The sequence below is a fragment of the Stenotrophomonas sp. 96582_Sma genome, assembly GCF_056480905.1.
On sequence record NZ_CM151122.1, the window covers coordinates 1,511,812 to 1,526,671 of the forward strand.

General features: G+C 66.7%; 14 protein-coding genes. 6 read left to right on the forward strand and 8 right to left on the reverse strand.

The window, feature by feature from the left end; translation table 11 throughout:
* Position 1: 1 nt before the first annotated feature.
* From pstA to pstS (ACZK2R_RS07010), 4 genes are all read right to left on the reverse strand, one after another.
* Positions 2-865, reverse strand: coding sequence for a phosphate ABC transporter permease PstA (gene pstA, locus ACZK2R_RS06995; RefSeq protein WP_032127902.1), 864 nt, complete (start codon positions 863-865; stop codon positions 2-4).
* Positions 865-1,833 carry a phosphate ABC transporter permease subunit PstC gene (pstC, locus tag ACZK2R_RS07000; RefSeq protein ID WP_049421601.1) on the reverse strand — a complete coding sequence of 323 codons (969 nt, stop codon included), beginning with the start codon at positions 1,831-1,833 and terminating at the stop codon, positions 865-867. The genes pstA and pstC overlap by 1 nt, the downstream gene beginning before the upstream one ends.
* Before the next feature lie 82 nt (positions 1,834-1,915).
* Positions 1,916-3,004 (reverse strand): phosphate ABC transporter substrate-binding protein PstS, encoded by a 1,089-nt coding sequence (gene pstS, locus ACZK2R_RS07005; RefSeq protein WP_125895763.1) that lies wholly within the window; start codon positions 3,002-3,004, stop codon positions 1,916-1,918.
* 511 nt (positions 3,005-3,515) lie between these two features.
* Complete coding sequence (gene pstS, locus ACZK2R_RS07010) at positions 3,516-4,532, reverse strand: phosphate ABC transporter substrate-binding protein PstS (protein WP_180838441.1); 1,017 nt, start codon at positions 4,530-4,532, stop codon at positions 3,516-3,518.
* 551 nt (positions 4,533-5,083) lie between these two features.
* Between pstS (ACZK2R_RS07010) and ACZK2R_RS07015 the strand changes: the two genes are divergently transcribed.
* Positions 5,084-6,316, forward strand: coding sequence for a porin (locus tag ACZK2R_RS07015; RefSeq protein ID WP_032127900.1), 1,233 nt, complete (start codon positions 5,084-5,086; stop codon positions 6,314-6,316).
* Between the two features lie 81 nt (positions 6,317-6,397).
* Here ACZK2R_RS07015 and nth read toward each other — a convergent pair whose 3' ends face one another.
* Genes nth through ACZK2R_RS07030 form a run of 3 tightly spaced genes read right to left on the reverse strand, consistent with a single transcriptional unit; the run spans position 6,398 to position 8,236 of the window.
* Positions 6,398-7,096: an endonuclease III gene (gene nth, locus ACZK2R_RS07020; protein WP_258015816.1), complete on the reverse strand. Its 699-nt coding sequence runs from the start codon at positions 7,094-7,096 to the stop codon at positions 6,398-6,400.
* The gene (locus ACZK2R_RS07025; protein ID WP_049399879.1) at positions 7,096-7,449 is read right to left on the reverse strand and encodes a hypothetical protein; all 354 of its coding nucleotides are present in this window, start codon (positions 7,447-7,449) and stop codon (positions 7,096-7,098) included. Before ACZK2R_RS07025 ends, nth begins: the two co-directional genes overlap by 1 nt.
* A 4-nt stretch (positions 7,450-7,453) precedes the next feature.
* Positions 7,454-8,236 (reverse strand): enoyl-CoA hydratase-related protein, encoded by a 783-nt coding sequence (locus ACZK2R_RS07030; RefSeq protein ID WP_180838442.1) that lies wholly within the window; start codon positions 8,234-8,236, stop codon positions 7,454-7,456.
* Positions 8,237-8,403: 167 nt separating this feature from the next.
* Here ACZK2R_RS07030 and ACZK2R_RS07035 point away from each other — a divergent pair, with 167 nt between their 5' ends.
* The 3 genes from ACZK2R_RS07035 to ACZK2R_RS07045 all read left to right on the forward strand — a co-directional run bounded on the left by ACZK2R_RS07035 (position 8,404) and on the right by ACZK2R_RS07045 (position 10,944).
* Positions 8,404-9,105 carry an FKBP-type peptidyl-prolyl cis-trans isomerase N-terminal domain-containing protein gene (locus ACZK2R_RS07035; protein WP_032127896.1) on the forward strand — a complete coding sequence of 234 codons (702 nt, stop codon included), beginning with the start codon at positions 8,404-8,406 and terminating at the stop codon, positions 9,103-9,105.
* A gap of 136 nt (positions 9,106-9,241) precedes the next feature.
* The gene (locus ACZK2R_RS07040; RefSeq protein WP_125893469.1) at positions 9,242-10,045 is read left to right on the forward strand and encodes a CoA pyrophosphatase; all 804 of its coding nucleotides are present in this window, start codon (positions 9,242-9,244) and stop codon (positions 10,043-10,045) included.
* The gene (locus tag ACZK2R_RS07045; RefSeq protein ID WP_125893471.1) at positions 10,042-10,944 is read left to right on the forward strand and encodes a sulfurtransferase; all 903 of its coding nucleotides are present in this window, start codon (positions 10,042-10,044) and stop codon (positions 10,942-10,944) included. Before ACZK2R_RS07040 ends, ACZK2R_RS07045 begins: the two co-directional genes overlap by 4 nt.
* A gap of 434 nt (positions 10,945-11,378) precedes the next feature.
* Here the strand turns inward: ACZK2R_RS07045 and ACZK2R_RS07050 are convergent, their stop codons facing one another.
* Complete coding sequence (locus ACZK2R_RS07050) at positions 11,379-11,945, reverse strand: N-acetylmuramoyl-L-alanine amidase (RefSeq protein WP_180838443.1); 567 nt, start codon at positions 11,943-11,945, stop codon at positions 11,379-11,381.
* 72 nt (positions 11,946-12,017) lie between these two features.
* Here ACZK2R_RS07050 and ACZK2R_RS07055 point away from each other — a divergent pair, with 72 nt between their 5' ends.
* Positions 12,018-12,545 carry an alpha/beta hydrolase gene (locus ACZK2R_RS07055; protein WP_014036558.1) on the forward strand — a complete coding sequence of 176 codons (528 nt, stop codon included), beginning with the start codon at positions 12,018-12,020 and terminating at the stop codon, positions 12,543-12,545.
* Between the two features lie 145 nt (positions 12,546-12,690).
* Positions 12,691-14,829, forward strand: a complete 2,139-nt coding sequence (gene rlmKL / locus ACZK2R_RS07060; RefSeq protein ID WP_180838444.1) for a bifunctional 23S rRNA (guanine(2069)-N(7))-methyltransferase RlmK/23S rRNA (guanine(2445)-N(2))-methyltransferase RlmL — start codon at positions 12,691-12,693, stop codon at positions 14,827-14,829.
* Positions 14,830-14,860 lie beyond the last annotated feature (31 nt).

Consider the following 14,860-nt stretch of genomic DNA (forward strand, 5'->3'; position numbering starts at 1 on the left):
GTCAGTCATGGGAGATACGGTTGCGCAGCAGGATGCCGCGGGCGGCAAGGCTGACCAGCAACACGAAGACGGTGAGCACCAGGGCACCGGCCCAGGCCAGCACCTGCCAGGATTCATACGGGCTGCCGGCGAACTGGTTCATCACCACCGGCACCGAGGCCATCGGCTGGAAGATGTTGTTGTTCCAGTACTGGTTGCCGAAGGCAGTGAACAGCAGCGGTGCGGTCTCGCCGGAGATGCGGGCCAGCGCCAGCAGGATGCCGGTGATGATGCCGGCCGAGGCACTGCGGTACAGCACCTGCACGATCACCTTCCACTGCGGGATACCCAGCGACAGGGCTGCCTCACGCATCTGCGAGGGCACCAGGCGCAGCATCTCGTCGGTGGTGCGCACCACCACCGGCAGCACGATGAAGGCCAGCGACAGTGCACCGGCGAACGCCGAGAAGTTGCCGCCGGTCTGCATCACGTACAGCGTGTAGACGAACAGGCCAAGCACGATGGATGGGGCCGACAGCAGGATGTCGTTGACGAAGCGGACCACGGTGCCGGCCTTGCGGGCGTTGCCGTACTCGGCCAGCCAGGTGCCGGCCAGCACGCCCAGCGGGGTGCCGATGCCGATCGCCAGCGCACACATCACCGCACTGCCGAAGAAGGCGTTGGCGAGACCGCCTTCCTGCATCGGCGGCGGCGTCATCTTGGTGAACAGATCCCAGTTGATGCCGGCCAGGCCCTTGGAGGCCAGGGTGAACAGGATCCAGCCCAGGAAGAACAGGCCGAACAGGGCGGTGGCGCAGGAGGCGGTGATCGCAACGACGTTGCCGATGCGACGGCGCAGGTACAGCGAATCAGCGGTGGTGGACATCAGTTGCCCTCCTTGCGGGACAGGCGCATCAGCATCAGGCGGGCGATGGCCAGCACCACGAAGGTGACGATGAAGAGGACGAAGCCGAGCAGCAGCAGGGCCGAGCGGTAGGTTTCAGTGGCTTCGCCGAAATCGTTGGCGATCAGCGCGGCGATGGTGGTGCCCGGTTCCAGCAGCGACGGCGACAGGCGCACGCTGTTGCCGATCACGAAGGCCACCGCCATCGTCTCGCCAAGGGCGCGGCCGAGGCCGAGGAAGATGCCGCCGATCACTGCCGAGCGGGTGTAGGGCAGCACGATGTCCCAGCTCACTTCCCACTTGGTGGAGCCCAGCGCGTAGGCCGATTCCTTCAGGCGGGTCGGCACGGTCAGGAACACTTCGCGCATCACCGAGGAGATGAACGGAATGACCATGATGGCCAGCACGAAACCGGCGGTGAGCATGCCGATGCCCAGCGGCGGGCCCTGGAACAGCGGGCCGATGATCGGCATCTCGCCCAGCGTCTCGTTGAGGAACGGGGTGACGTACTCGGTCATCACCGGCACCAGCACGAACAGGCCCCACATGCCGTAGATGATCGAGGGAATGCCGGCCAGCAGTTCGATGGCGGTACCGACCGGGCCACGCAGCCAGCGCGGCGCGACTTCGGTGAGGAAGAAGGCGATGCCGAAGCTGACCGGCACGGCGATGACCATCGCGATGAGCGCGGTGACCAGGGTGCCGTAGATCGGAGCGAGGGCGCCGAACTTGTTTTCGACCGGATTCCAGTCGGCGGAGAAGAAGAAGCTCAGGCCCTGCATCTGCAGGGCATGGCGGCCGCCCCACAGCATGGACAGCGCAGCGCAGGCCAGGGCGATCAGGACGAAGATGACGGTGCCGACCAGCACCCATCGGAACAGTTTGTCGTTGCGGGCATCACGCGCATCACGCGTGGACGGGGCGGCTACAGGCTGGGCGATGGCATTCATGGGGACGGCAGGGCCAGGAAGGGGCGGGGCGGCACGGCGTGGAAGAAGCGGTGCCCGCGCGGGGCGGGCACCGTCGTGTCCATCACTTCAGGTCGGTCGCCCAGTAGGCCTCGATCTGCTTGACCAGTTCGGCCGGCAGCGGCACGTAGTGCAGCTCGTTGGCCTGGGCCTGGCCGTTCTCGAAGGCCCACTTGAAGAAGGCCAGGGTGTCCTGGTTGCGCTTGGCGTCCTTCGGCTGCTTCTGCATCAGCATGAAGTTGGTGGCGGTGATCGGCCACGCCTGCTCGCCCGGGGCGTTGGTGATGACCAGGTTGAAGTCCTTGGCGCTGGCCCAGTCGGCGCTGGCAGCCGCAGCGGCGAAGGTTTCCGCGCTCGGTTCGACCCAGTTGCCGGCCGCATTCTGCATGGCGGTGTACGGCATGCCGTTCTGCAGCGCGTAGGCCAGTTCGACGTAGCCGATCGAGCCCTTGATCTGCTTCACGTAGGAAGCGACGCCTTCATTGCCCTTGCCACCGACGCCGTCCGGCCACTGCACCGAGGTGCCTTCGCCGACCTTGCTCTTCCACTCCGGGCTGACCTTGGACAGGTAGTTGGAGAAGTTGAAGGTGGTGCCCGAACCGTCCGAACGGTGGACCAGGGTGATCTTGCCGTCCGGCAGCTTCACGCCCGGGTTGGCGGCGACGATGGCCGGGTCGTTCCAGGTCTTGACCTTGCCCAGGAAGATGTCGGCCAGCAGGGCGCCGCTGAGGCGCAGCTTGCCGGTTTCCAGGCCTTCGATGTTGACCACCGGCACCACGCCGCCGATGGCGGACGGGAACTGCGCCAGGCCGGCCTGGGCCAGCTCTTCGCTGCTCAGCGGCTTGTCGGAGGAGCCGAAGTCGACGGTGCCGGCCTTGATCTGGGCGATGCCGCCACCGGAGCCGATCGACTGGTAGTTGATCTTGGCGCCGGTGCTGGTGTTGTAGTCAGCCGACCACTTGGAGACCAGCGGGAAGATGAAGGACGCGCCCGCGCCGGACACTTCGGCGGTCACCTTGGCACCGGCAGCGGCCGGGGCGGCGGCACCGTCGGCAGCCGGCTGCTGCGCGGCCTGCTTGTCGCCACCGCAGGCCGACAGGCCCAGGGCGATGGCCAGGGAAAGGGCGGCAAGGCCGGCCGAGTGCAGTTTCATGGTCACTCCATAGCGGGGAAGAGCCGACGTCGTCGGCGGATGCGGCTATGAAATGATGTTTTTGTTACAGCCGTATTACGACCATGACAGAGGTGTCCTGGATCACGTTCTGACAAGGGTTTCACGGAGTTGGCCACGGTCCGGGAGACCCCCGGAGACCCCGGATCTGCGCACCGATATGACGGCCGGGGCTCTACAAACGCTCTTGCCTTTGCTCCTGCCTTTCATGACCCCACCGCGCCCCCGATGAACTGTCCAGAGTCGGCGCAGGGCCTAGCCCGGGACCGTTCGCGCCATGGATGGCGCGATCGAGCCCCCATGGACGGGTTTACGGCGTGTCCCGGGCTGGGCCCTGCGTCGGCTCCGGCCAGTAGATTGGAAGCGCAGCGCTCTTCACGTCCAACCCCCAAAAACAAGAAGAGCGCGAGATCTCGAGGATCTCGCGCCCGGGGTGGGATCGGTGGGGGAGAGAGGACCCGCCGATCCCGTTCCTGCGGGGGAACGCGCTTGCTTACTTCAGGTTCTGCGACCAGTAGGTCTCGATCTGGCGGACCAGGCTGTCCGGCAGCGGCACGTAGTCCAGCTGGCGGGCCTGGGCATCGCCGCTCTTGTAGACCCAGCGGAAGAACTCCTGGGTGGCCTTGCCGTTGGCAGGGTTCTTCGGCTTCTTGTGCACCAGGATGAAGTTGGTGGCGGTGATCGGCCAGGACTCGGCGCCCGGGGCGTTGGTCATCACCAGGTAGAAGTCCTTGGCGCTGGCCCAGTCGGCGCTGGCAGCAGCGGCGGCGAACGACGCGTCGCTCGGCTGCACGAAGCGGCCGGCGGCATTCTTCATCGCGGTGTACGACAGCTTGTTCTGCAGCGCGTAGGACAGTTCGACGTAGCCGATGCCGCCCTTGATCTGCTTCACGTAAGCGGCAACGCCTTCGTTGCCCTTGCCACCGATGCCGGCCGGCCACTGGACCGAGGTGCCTTCACCGACCGAGCTCTTCCACTCCGGGCTGACCTTGGACAGGTAGTTGACGAAGTTGAAGGTGGTGCCCGAACCATCCGAACGGTGCACGACGGTGATCTTGGCGCTCGGCAGGGTCACGCCCGGGTTCAGTGCGGCGATGGCCGGGTCGTTCCAGGTCTTGATCTTGCCCAGGAAGATGTTGGCCAGCACGGTGCCGTCCAGCTTCAGTGCGCCCGGGGCGATGCCGGCCACGTTGACGACCGGCACCACGCCGCCGATCACCGACGGGAACTGCGCCAGGCCCGAAGCGGCCAGTTCTTCCGGCTTCAGCGGAGCATCGGAGGAGCCGAAATCAACGGTCTTGGCCTTGATCTGGGCGATACCACCGCCGGAACCGATCGACTGGTAGTTGACCTTGTTGCTGGTGGCGGCGTTGTAGTCGGCCGACCACTTCGACATCACCGGGTAGATGAACGAGGCGCCCGCGCCGGTGATTTCAGCGGCGTTGGCGGCGAACACGGACGACGCTGCGAAGACGGCAACGGCAACGCGCGACTTGAAGGCGTGGATCACGGGGTGGCTCCTGGGTTGATGGGATGCGGGGTTACCCGCCCGGCGCACATTCCATAACGGTTCGATGACAGCGCAGGGACCGTTGTATGACGCAACCGTTACAGCGCTACCGGGCGCCCGCACAGCCAGGGGCGTGAAGGTTCTGAGTGCTGCGGGCAACGTGATGACCATGCGCCGGAGACGGACGTGGCCCGGTTGCGATCACGTTCTATATGTCGCTGATGGACTGCCCGGTGTGGTCGTCAATGCCATCCCGGCCTGGCATTCCGCAGTGATGCCGCGTCATCCACACGAAACCATCAATGCAGGTGAGCGCTGCGCGGCGGTCGGCCCGGGCCGGGACGCTGATACGTGACGCCATATGCCGCAAGGGATCGACAAGCATGTGGCGGCAAATGAGTCGTACGCATGACCGCACGAAGAAATCTGTGGTTGGTGCTCAGGTTGTCATTCGGCTGTCATGGTTTTAACGGAATGTTCGCAAAACGCTTGACCGGCCAGCCGGCGTGGCGTTCTGCCCAAGCCATTCCAACCCTCTGGAGAAATCCAAAATGCGTTCCCATTTGCTCGCCGCCGCGGTCGTTGCAAGCCTCGGTCTGGTTTCCGCCGACGCCTTCGCAGCTCCCGCCAGCACGGGCGTATCCCAGGCACAGCTGCAGCAGCTGCAGGCGCAGATCGCTGCCCTGCAGGCCCAGGTCCAGCAGTTGCAGAACGATTCGCAGGCGCTGCAGGCACAATCTGACGCACAGTCCGAAGTGAACATCACCCAGGCCCAGGCCCTGGAAGGTGCACAGAAGACCCAGACCAGCGTCGACAAGCTGGCCAAGCTGGTCAATGACAACAAGATCGGCGGTCGCATGTTCTTCGACCTGACCAACATCGACAAGACCAGCAACGGCAAGGACACCGCCGCCAGCGGCACCGGTCTGGACGTCAAGCGCTTCTACCTGACCGTCGACCACAAGTTCAACGACATCTGGTCGGCCAACCTGACCACCGACTTCCAGTACAGCTCGGCCATCGGCAACACCGAGCTGTTCGTCAAGAAGGCCTACGTGCAGGGTAGCTTCGACCCGGCCTTCAACCTGCGCGTCGGTGCCGCCGACATGCCGTGGATCCCGTACGTCGAGAAGTTCTACGGCATGCGTTATGTCGAGAACACCCTGACCGACCGCCTGAAGTACGGCAACTCGTCCGACTGGGGCCTGCATGGCTTCGGCAACCTGGGCAACAACTTCAACTACGCGGTCTCGGTTGTGTCCGGCGCCGGTTACAAGAACCCGACCCGCAGCAAGGGCATGGACGTGGAAGGTCGCGCGGCCTATACCCCGAACGAGAACTTCGTGGTTGCCGTCGGTGGCTACAGCGGCAAGCTGGGCAAGGAAACCGACATCCAGAGCGCCGAGAACACCTATACCCGCGCCAATGCGATGGTGGCCTACGCCAGCAGCGACTTCCGCGTCGGTGGCGAGTACTTCCAGGCCAAGAACCTCAACAACGTGATGACCGTTGCCACCGACAAGACCAGCGGCTGGTCGGTGTGGGGCAGCGTGCGCGTCACCGACGGCGGCATCAACGTGTTTGGTCGTTACGATGACACCGACGTCAGCAAGACGCTGGACCCGACCCTGAGCGACAAGTACTGGAACGTCGGCGTCGAGTTCCCGGTCATGAAGAACCTCAAGCTGTCGACCGTGTACAAGTACACGCACCTGGCCAACGCCAGCGACAAGAAGAACGACAAGACCAAGGAGTTCGGCGTCTGGGGCGACCTGTCGTTCTGATGTCCTGAAGCACTCTTGTCTACAAGCAAAGACGGCGGGCCCTGCGCCCGCCGTCTTTGTTTTGCCACACCACGAACGCGGTCACGCCTCGGCCGGGGTCTTTTCCTTGAACCGGCACAGGTCGGCGATCACGCAGCCCGGGCAATCCGGCTTGCGCGCCTTGCACACATAACGTCCGTGCAGGATCAGCCAGTGATGCGCGTCGAGCAGGAACTCGGCCGGAATCACCTTCACCAGTTTGTCTTCCACTTCGCGCACGTTCTTGCCCGGGGCCAGGCCGGTACGGTTGGAGACGCGGAAGATATGCGTGTCCACCGCCATCACCGGCTCACCGAACGCAGTGTTGAGCACCACGTTGGCGGTCTTGCGGCCCACGCCCGGCAGCGCTTCCAGTTCATCGCGATCGCGCGGCACTTCACCGCCGTGCTTCTCCAGCAGGATCGCGCAGGTGGCGATCACGTTCTTCGCCTTGGCGTTGAACAGACCGATGGTGGCGATGTACTGCTTCAGCCCGTCCTCGCCAAGCGCGAGGATCTTTGCCGGGGTATTGGCCACCGGGAACAGGCGGCGCGTGGCCTTGTTGACGCCCACGTCGGTGGCCTGCGCCGACAGCGCGACCGCCACCAGCAGTTCGAACGGCGAGCTGTACTCCAGTTCGGTCTTCGGGTGCGGATTGAGTTCGCGCAGGCGGGTGAACATTTCCACCACATCGGCGCGCGGCATGCTGCCACCGCGTCGCGCCGGCGCGCGCGGGGTCTTCTTCGCATTCGCAGCGGCCATTACTGCTCCTTGCCGGTGGCGCGGGCCTTGGCCCGGGCGAGAATCGCGGCGGCCGCCGGGGGCAGGGCGGGCTTCACGTCCGGCGCCGGGGCTGGCGTGCGTCGCGCATCGCGTTCGGCCTCGCGGCGCGCCAGGCGCACGGCACGGGCACGGTAGCGTTCGCGTGCGGCCCAGGCCGCGTGCAGCTGCTGCTGGGCCTGCTGCAGGCGTCGTGGAAGGTCCGGGTGGCCGGGCAGCAGCTGTTCGTCGCCGGCACGGGCAACGTAGTCCATGAGACCGGCCTGCAGGGCGCCATCGAGATCGTCTGCCTGGACCCGGGCGAACAGCTGCGCGGGGTTGGGTCGGGATGCCATGGCGTCAGCGGTTCTGGAAGGCCGGCGGGCGGCGCTGCAGGAAGGCGCTGGTGCCTTCGCGCATGTCTTCGGTGGCGAACAGCAGGCCGAACTGCGCGCTTTCGTACTCCAGCCCAGCCTCCAGGCTGCATTCGCCACCCACGTGTACCGCGTCGAGCAGGCCACGCAGGGCCAGCGGGGCCGAGCGTGCCAGCTGGCGCGCGATGTCCTGTACACGGTTGTCCAGCGCATCGGCGGGCACCACCTCGTTGACGATGCCCAGTTCCAGCGCACGCGCGGCGTTGATCGGTGCACCCAGCAGGCACAGCTCCAGGGTGGCGGCGCGGCCGCACAGGCGCAGCAGGCGCTGGCTGCCGCCGAAGCCGGGAATCAGGCCGAGATTGATCTCCGGCTGCCCGACCTTGGCCGTATCGGCAGCGATGCGCAGGTGGCAGGCCATGGCCAGCTCCAGCCCGCCGCCCAGGGCGAAGCCGTTCACGCGTGCGATCACCGGCTTGGGCATGCGCTCGATCTGGCGCATCAGGGCCTGGCCGAGCAGGGAGAAATCACGTCCCTGAACCGCACTGAGTGTGTTCATCTCGGCGATGTCGGCCCCGGCCACGAAAGCCTTCGGACCGGCACCGGTCAGCACCACCACGCGCACGTCCGGGGCGGCGGCGGCGGCGCTGAACGCCTCGGTCAGCGCCTGCAGGGTCGCGGCATTCAAGGCGTTGAGCTTGTCCGGGCGCTGGACGGTCACGGTGCGGATGGCGCCGTCGTCGGCGACAGCGATCAGGGCATCGGCCACGGGGAAACTCCTGAAACGTTAAAAAAAAGTGAGATTGAACTCCGCCAACGCAGACGGGTCTTAGCCTGCGTCGTGAGTAGCGGTTACACGTTGTGCCCGTTATCCTAACCCGTCGCCTCAGGGCGGCGCAGAACGTCCCTGAGTTACCACCCCTGGAGAACTGTTTGATGAAGTTGCGTTCTATCGCGGTCGCCGTCGCGGCCCTGGCCCTGACGGGCAATGCCTTCGCCCAGGACGTCTCGTCCGAAAAGGGCAAGCTGAGCTACTACTTCGGTTACGACTACGGCAACAACCTGGCGGAGCTGACCGGTCGTGGTGAGCAGCTGGACATCAACTCGGTGGTGAAGGGTCTGCAGGACGCCTACGCCAAGAAGCAGCCGGCGATCACCGCCGACCAGCTGAAGCCGGCCGTTGAAGCGTTCCAGAAGCGCGAGCAGGGCCGTGCCCAGGCTGCCAAGGCCGAGTACGAAAAGGCTGCTGCCGAAAACAAGACCAAGAGCGATCAGTTCATCGCGGCGAACAAGGCCAAGGCCGGCGTGCAGTCCCTGCCGAGCGGCGTCCAGTACCGCGTGATTGAAGCCGGCAAGGGCGCCAAGCCGACCCAGGCCAGCACCGTGCAGCTGGAAGTGGCCGGTCCGTTCCCGTACGGCCAGCGCCCGACTGAAGCCCGCCCGGCCCAGCAGATTCCGTCGATCAAGGTCAGCGAAGTCGAAATGAAGGCCATGCGCGAGACCCTGCTGCAGATGCCGGCTGGCTCGAAGTGGGAAGTCACCCTGCCGCCGGACCAGGCCTACGGTGCCGACCCGCGCACCCCGTTCCCGCCGAACGTGGCTGTGCAGTTCGAGATCAAGCTGGTCAGCGTCAAGTAAATCGAAGCGGTAAACGAAACGCGCCGGTGATCCCACCGGCGCGTTTTTGTTTGCGCGGAGCGCGACGCTGCCGTGCACTGCATATTGACCCCGCGCAAATTCAGCCCGATCGCGCTACTGTTGTCGGGTGCAAACAATGGAAAAAACGGCGCGTGTTGTCGCAAGTCCCTGCATCGGAGTGTGCACGCTGGATCCGCACCGGCAATGCACCGGCTGCGGGCGGCATATCGATGAGATCGCGCGGTGGTCGTCGATGAGCAACGAGGAACGCAGCCGCATCCTGCATCGCGTGCAACCTCTGCGTGAACAGCTGCAGCAATCACTGCGCGGCTCGCTGGCTGATCACGAGCGCCTGATGCGCGCGCTGCATCCACTGGCCGAGCCGCCGGCCGGCGACGGCTGGAACCGCAGCGAACTGAGTGACCTGCTGCCGCCGGGGCCACCCGTGGAAGCTGCCGTACTGGCCGGCATCGTGCCACGCGCCAACGGCGCACAGGTCATCCTCACCCGTCGCACCGAAACCCTGCGCCAGCATGGTGGCCAGGTCGGCTTCCCCGGTGGCCGCACCGAACCCGATGACCGCGATGCGTTGGCCGCTGCACTGCGCGAGAGCCAGGAGGAAATCGCATTGGCGCCCGGCCAGGTGCAGGCGCTGGGCTATCTCGATCCCTTCGTGACGATCACCGGCTACCGGGTCACGCCGGTGGTGGCCGTGGTCGATCCGGACTTCGTGCCGGTGCCGCAGCCCAGCGAAGTGGCCGAAGTGTTCGAAGTGCCGCTGGCCTACCTGATGGCCGCAGACAATCTGCGCCAGGTCGAAATCAATCACCGCGGCCGCATCCGCCACGTCCTCGAGTACGGCTGGCCCGGCCAGCGTATATGGGGCGCAACCGCCGCCATTCTCTACAACCTGCGTCGCCGACTGGAGCAAGTGCAATGAAGCCGATCGATCCGCCGTGGACCACCCTGGTCGATGTCACCACCCTGGCCGCAGTGTTGGGCGAAGGTGTGCGTGTGGTCGACGCACGTGCCACCGCCAGTACCGCCGTACGCGTGGTCGATGCACGTTCCTCGCTGGCCGATCCGCAGGCGGGTAACGGCCAGTATCTGGCGGGGCATGTTCCGGGCGCGGTGTATGCCGACCTCAATCGGGACCTGTCGGATCTGACCCGCAGCGGCCACGGCCGTCACCCGCTGCCGGACAGCGATGCCTTCGCCGCGAAGCTCGGCCAGTGGGGCATCGGTCCCGACACCCAGGTGGTGGTCTACGACGGCAGCGATGGCAGCATGGCCGCCTCGCGCCTGTGGTGGCTGCTGCGCCTGATCGGGCACAGCAAGGTGGCCGTGCTTGATGGTGGTATCGCCGCATGGCAGGGCGCAGGGCATCCCTTGGCGACGGGGCAGGATGAGGTGACCGCGCTGCCGGCTTACCCAGGCCGTTTCGACACCACTCAGATCGCCAATGCCGAGGAAATCAGCGCACGCCTGAAGCACGCGCCGGGCTGGTTGGTCGACGCACGCGCAGGCGAGCGCTTCCGCGGCGAAGTGGAGCCGCTGGACCCGGTCGCCGGCCACGTGCCGGGCGCGGTCAACCGTCCGTTTGCGTTGAACGTCGCCGACGGCCGCCTGCGTGATGCACAGGAACTGCGCGCCGAACTGCAGGGCGTGATCGGCAACCGTGATCCGCAGCAAGTGGTGCTGATGTGCGGCTCCGGCGTGACCGCCTGCCACCTGTTGCTGGCGATGGAAGCGGCCGGTCTGTCCGGCGCACGCATCTACGCCGATTCCTGGAGCGGCTGGGTCAGCGACAGCAGCCGCCCGGTGGCGACCGGCGCCTGAGGCGCGCGGGGGCGGATCCGTTTTCCAACGGAAAACGGCTCTGACCCCCCTCGTGCCCGATTCGCACGCAAAGAGCAGTCGAGCGTGGCTCGACTCTACAAAGGCACCCTCCGATCGATTCGATCCCGTGCCGACCAACGGTCGGCACCCACCAACAGCAGCGGGAATCTGTCGAAGGCGGGGTGGGTCCGGTTGCGGGGGCGTGAGCGCCATGGATGGCGCGACCGAGCTTACATGGGTGAGGGCGCTCTGTTTGCGAAGCACTGCTTCGCAAGCGCCCGAACGCCCAGCCGCCAGCGGCTGGGCCGGGCCCCGGAGGGGGGACTTGCAGCGCCCCCCGCAACCGGACCCACCTCGCCTCCCCTCAGGAAGTCAGGTTCTGCTGTTGCTCTGGCTTAGGCTTCTGCAGGTGCAGGGCGCAGCCCTGCAAACCCTCACCCAACCGGCTGCAACGGCACCTTCGCCAGGATCCGCGCCCACGGGAACAACGGCCCCGGATCACGCTTGCGTGCCACCGTCAGCGTCGCATCGTCGCTGGCCGGCACCTGGTCCAGGTCCAGCTGGTCATGCCCGGCAATCCGCCGCAGCGACGGATAGTGCGCCACCAGCGCCTGCAGCAGGCCTTCCAGCGCCTGCAGCTGTGCCTCGGTGTAGGGCTCGTCCATCGCCTGTTGGCGGCTGTCGAACCAGTGCGGGTAGCGCCCGGTGTTGACCAGCTCGATGCCCAGCGTATACGCGTTCATGCCGCGCACGTGATGCGCCACGCGCTCCGGCGCCACGTACTGCACCACGCTGCCATCGCGGTCGATGTAGAAGTGGCCGCTGTTGCCGGCACCGCTGTCGTACAGCACACGCTCACCGTACTCGCGGGCCATCGCCAGGTCGGGCAGCTCGGTGCAGTGGATCACCACCATCTCCAGCGTGGCCGGGTCGCGCAGTGGCAGACGGTCTTCGTAGGGCAGGGGCTGCAGTTGCAGGCCGGGCAGGAGCGGGTTGGGCATCTGGCGATGCTAGCATTGCGGCATGAACCTGCCTTCCCTTTCCTCGTTGGCCCGCGCCCACGGAGCACGCGCATGAGCCGCGGCCACTGCATCCTGTCCCATGGCTTCGAGAGCGGCCCGGAGGCGACCAAGGTCACCGCGCTGGCCGACGTGGCGCAGCGCCTGGGCTGGACTCATGAGCGCCCGGACTATACAGACCTGGACGCGATGAGCGAGGTCAGCCGCGTAGGTGACGTGCCGACCCGCCTGCGCCGCCTGGTTGAACGCACCGCCATCGCCGCCCGGCAGGGTCCGGTGGTGCTGGCCGGTTCCAGCCTGGGCGCCTACATCTCCGCCATCGCCTCGTTGCAGGTCCCGGTCGCCGGCCTGTTCCTGATGGTGCCGCCGACCACGATGGGCCCGATGCCGGCGCTGGACGCCGCCGCCGTGCCGACCACCGTGGTCCAGGCCTGGCATGACGACGTGGTGCCGGCCGCTGGAGTGATCGCCTGGGCCCAGGCGCGCTCCGCGCAGCTGCTGCTGGTCGACGACGGCCACCGCCTGGAGCACCACGTGGAGGCCTCCGCGCAGGCCTTCGAGCGCCTGCTGCGGCAACTGTGAAGCCCGGGCGCACGGCGCGCCCGCCCGCATTGACTACAATGGCAGCCCCGCCGCCCCCGGCGCGGGCTTGCCGGCCGTGCCTACGGCCCTCCTTTCCGACTGGCCCGGCCCCAGTGCCGCGCCCGACCACCTGCGAACCGATCCTGTGAAATTCTTCGTCTCCTGCGCCAAGGGCCTGGAATACCTGCTTGCCGATGAACTGTCGGCCCTGGGCCTTGGCAAGGCCACTGCCACCATTGCCGGCGTCAACGCCGAGGGCGAACTGGAGCAGGCGCTGCGGATCGTGATGTGGTCACGCCTGGCCAGTCGCGTGCTGTGGCCGATCGACGAATTCGAGTGCCCGGACGAGCAGGCCCTGTATGACGGCGTGCGTGCGCTGCCGTGGCACGAGCACCTCAAGCCGGAGATGACCCTGGCGGTGGACGCGCACGTGTCGGGCGACAAGATCACCCATGCCCGCTTTGCCGCGCAGCGGATCAAGGACGCCATCGTCGACCGCATGCGTGATGAAGGCCTGGAGCGCCCGTCGGTCAACACCGACCTGCCGGATGTGCGGGTCAACCTGTCACTGCGCAAAGGCCGTGCCTCGCTGTCGATCGACCTCGGCGGCGGCCCGTTGCATCGCCGTGGCTGGCGCGGCGCCGCTCACGAGGCACCGCTGAAGGAAAATCTGGCCGCCGCGCTGCTGCTGCGCGCGCAGTGGCCGCGGCTGCACGCCGCCGGTGGCGGCCTGCTGGACCCGATGTGCGGCAGTGGCACGCTGCTGATTGAAGGCGCGCTGATGGCCGCCGACGTTGCTCCCGGCCTGATGCGCCACGGCAGCCTGCCGCCGAGCCGCTGGCTGGGCTTCGACAAGGCGGCCTGGAAGACCATCCAGAGCGAAGCACGCGATCGCGAGGCCGCTGGCCTGGCCGCGCTGAAGCCGGTCATCCACGGCAGCGACATCGACCCGACCGCGATCCAGGCGGCACGCGAGAATGCCGAGGTGGCCGGTGTCGCCCACGCGATCCGCTTCACCCGCGCCGATGTGGCCGACCTGGCCGCGCCGGAGCAGGAGATCGGTGCGGTGGTCTGCAACCCGCCGTATGACGAACGCCTGGCCGCCGACCCGGCGCTGTACCGCGCACTGGGCAATGCCCTGCAGAAGGCGGTGCCGCAGTGGCGCGCCAGCCTGCTGTGCGGCAACGACGAACTGGCCTTTGCCACCGGCCTGCGTGCGGGCAAGAAGTACCAGATGTTCAACGGTGCGCTGGAATGCGCGCTGATCGTCTGCGACCCGATCGCCGTGCCGGGCCGTGACCCGGCGCAGCCGCGCGAGCTGAGCGAAGGTGCGCAGATGGTGGCCAACCGCCTGCGCAAGAACCTGAAGAAGTTCAAGAGCTGGCGTGCCCGCGAGGATATCACCTGCTTCCGCGCCTACGATGCCGATCTCCCGGAGTACGCGGCGGCCATCGATGTCTACGAGGAAGACGGTGGCAAGCGCCGTACCTTCCTGCATGTGCAGGAGTACGCGGCACCGGCGGCGATTCCGGAGAACGACGTGCGCCGTCGCCGCAACGAACTGCTGGCCGCTGCACGGGAAGTATTCGGCGTGCCGCCGGAACAGGTGTCGATGAAGTCGCGCGAGCGCGGCAAGGGCGGCAGCAAGTACGGCCGTTTCGAGCAGCGTGACGAGTTCATCGTGGTGCGCGAGAACAACGCGCTGCTGCAGGTGAATCTGTTCGACTACCTGGACACCGGCCTGTTCCTCGACCACCGCCCGCTGCGCCGGATGATGGCCGAGCAGGCGCGTGGCAAGCGTTTCCTCAACCTGTTCTGCTACACCGGCGTGGCCAGCGTGCAGGCCGCCGTGGCCGGTGCGGCCAGCACCACCAGCGTCGATCTTTCGGCGACTTACCTGCAGTGGTGCTACGACAACCTGGCGTTGAACGGGCAGGGCGGCAACCAGCACCTGCTGGTGCAGGCCGATGCGATGGCGTGGTTGGAAGGCGACCGTGGCCAGTACGACGTGATCTTCTGCGATCCGCCGACGTTCTCCAACTCCGCACGCGCCGATGACTTCGACGTGCAGCGCGAGCAGTTGAAGCTGCTGCGCGCGGCGGTTGCGCGGCTGGCACCGGGCGGCGTGCTGTACTTCTCCAACAACTTCCGCCGCTTCAAGCTGGAAGAGAACGCCATCGCCGAATTTGCCCAGTGCCGCGAGATCACCGCACGCACCATCGGCCCGGATTTCGAGCGCAACGCGCGCATCCACCGCGCGTGGGAACTGAAGCGGTTGGGGTAAGTCCGGTAATGCCGGCCGCTGGCCGGCAACG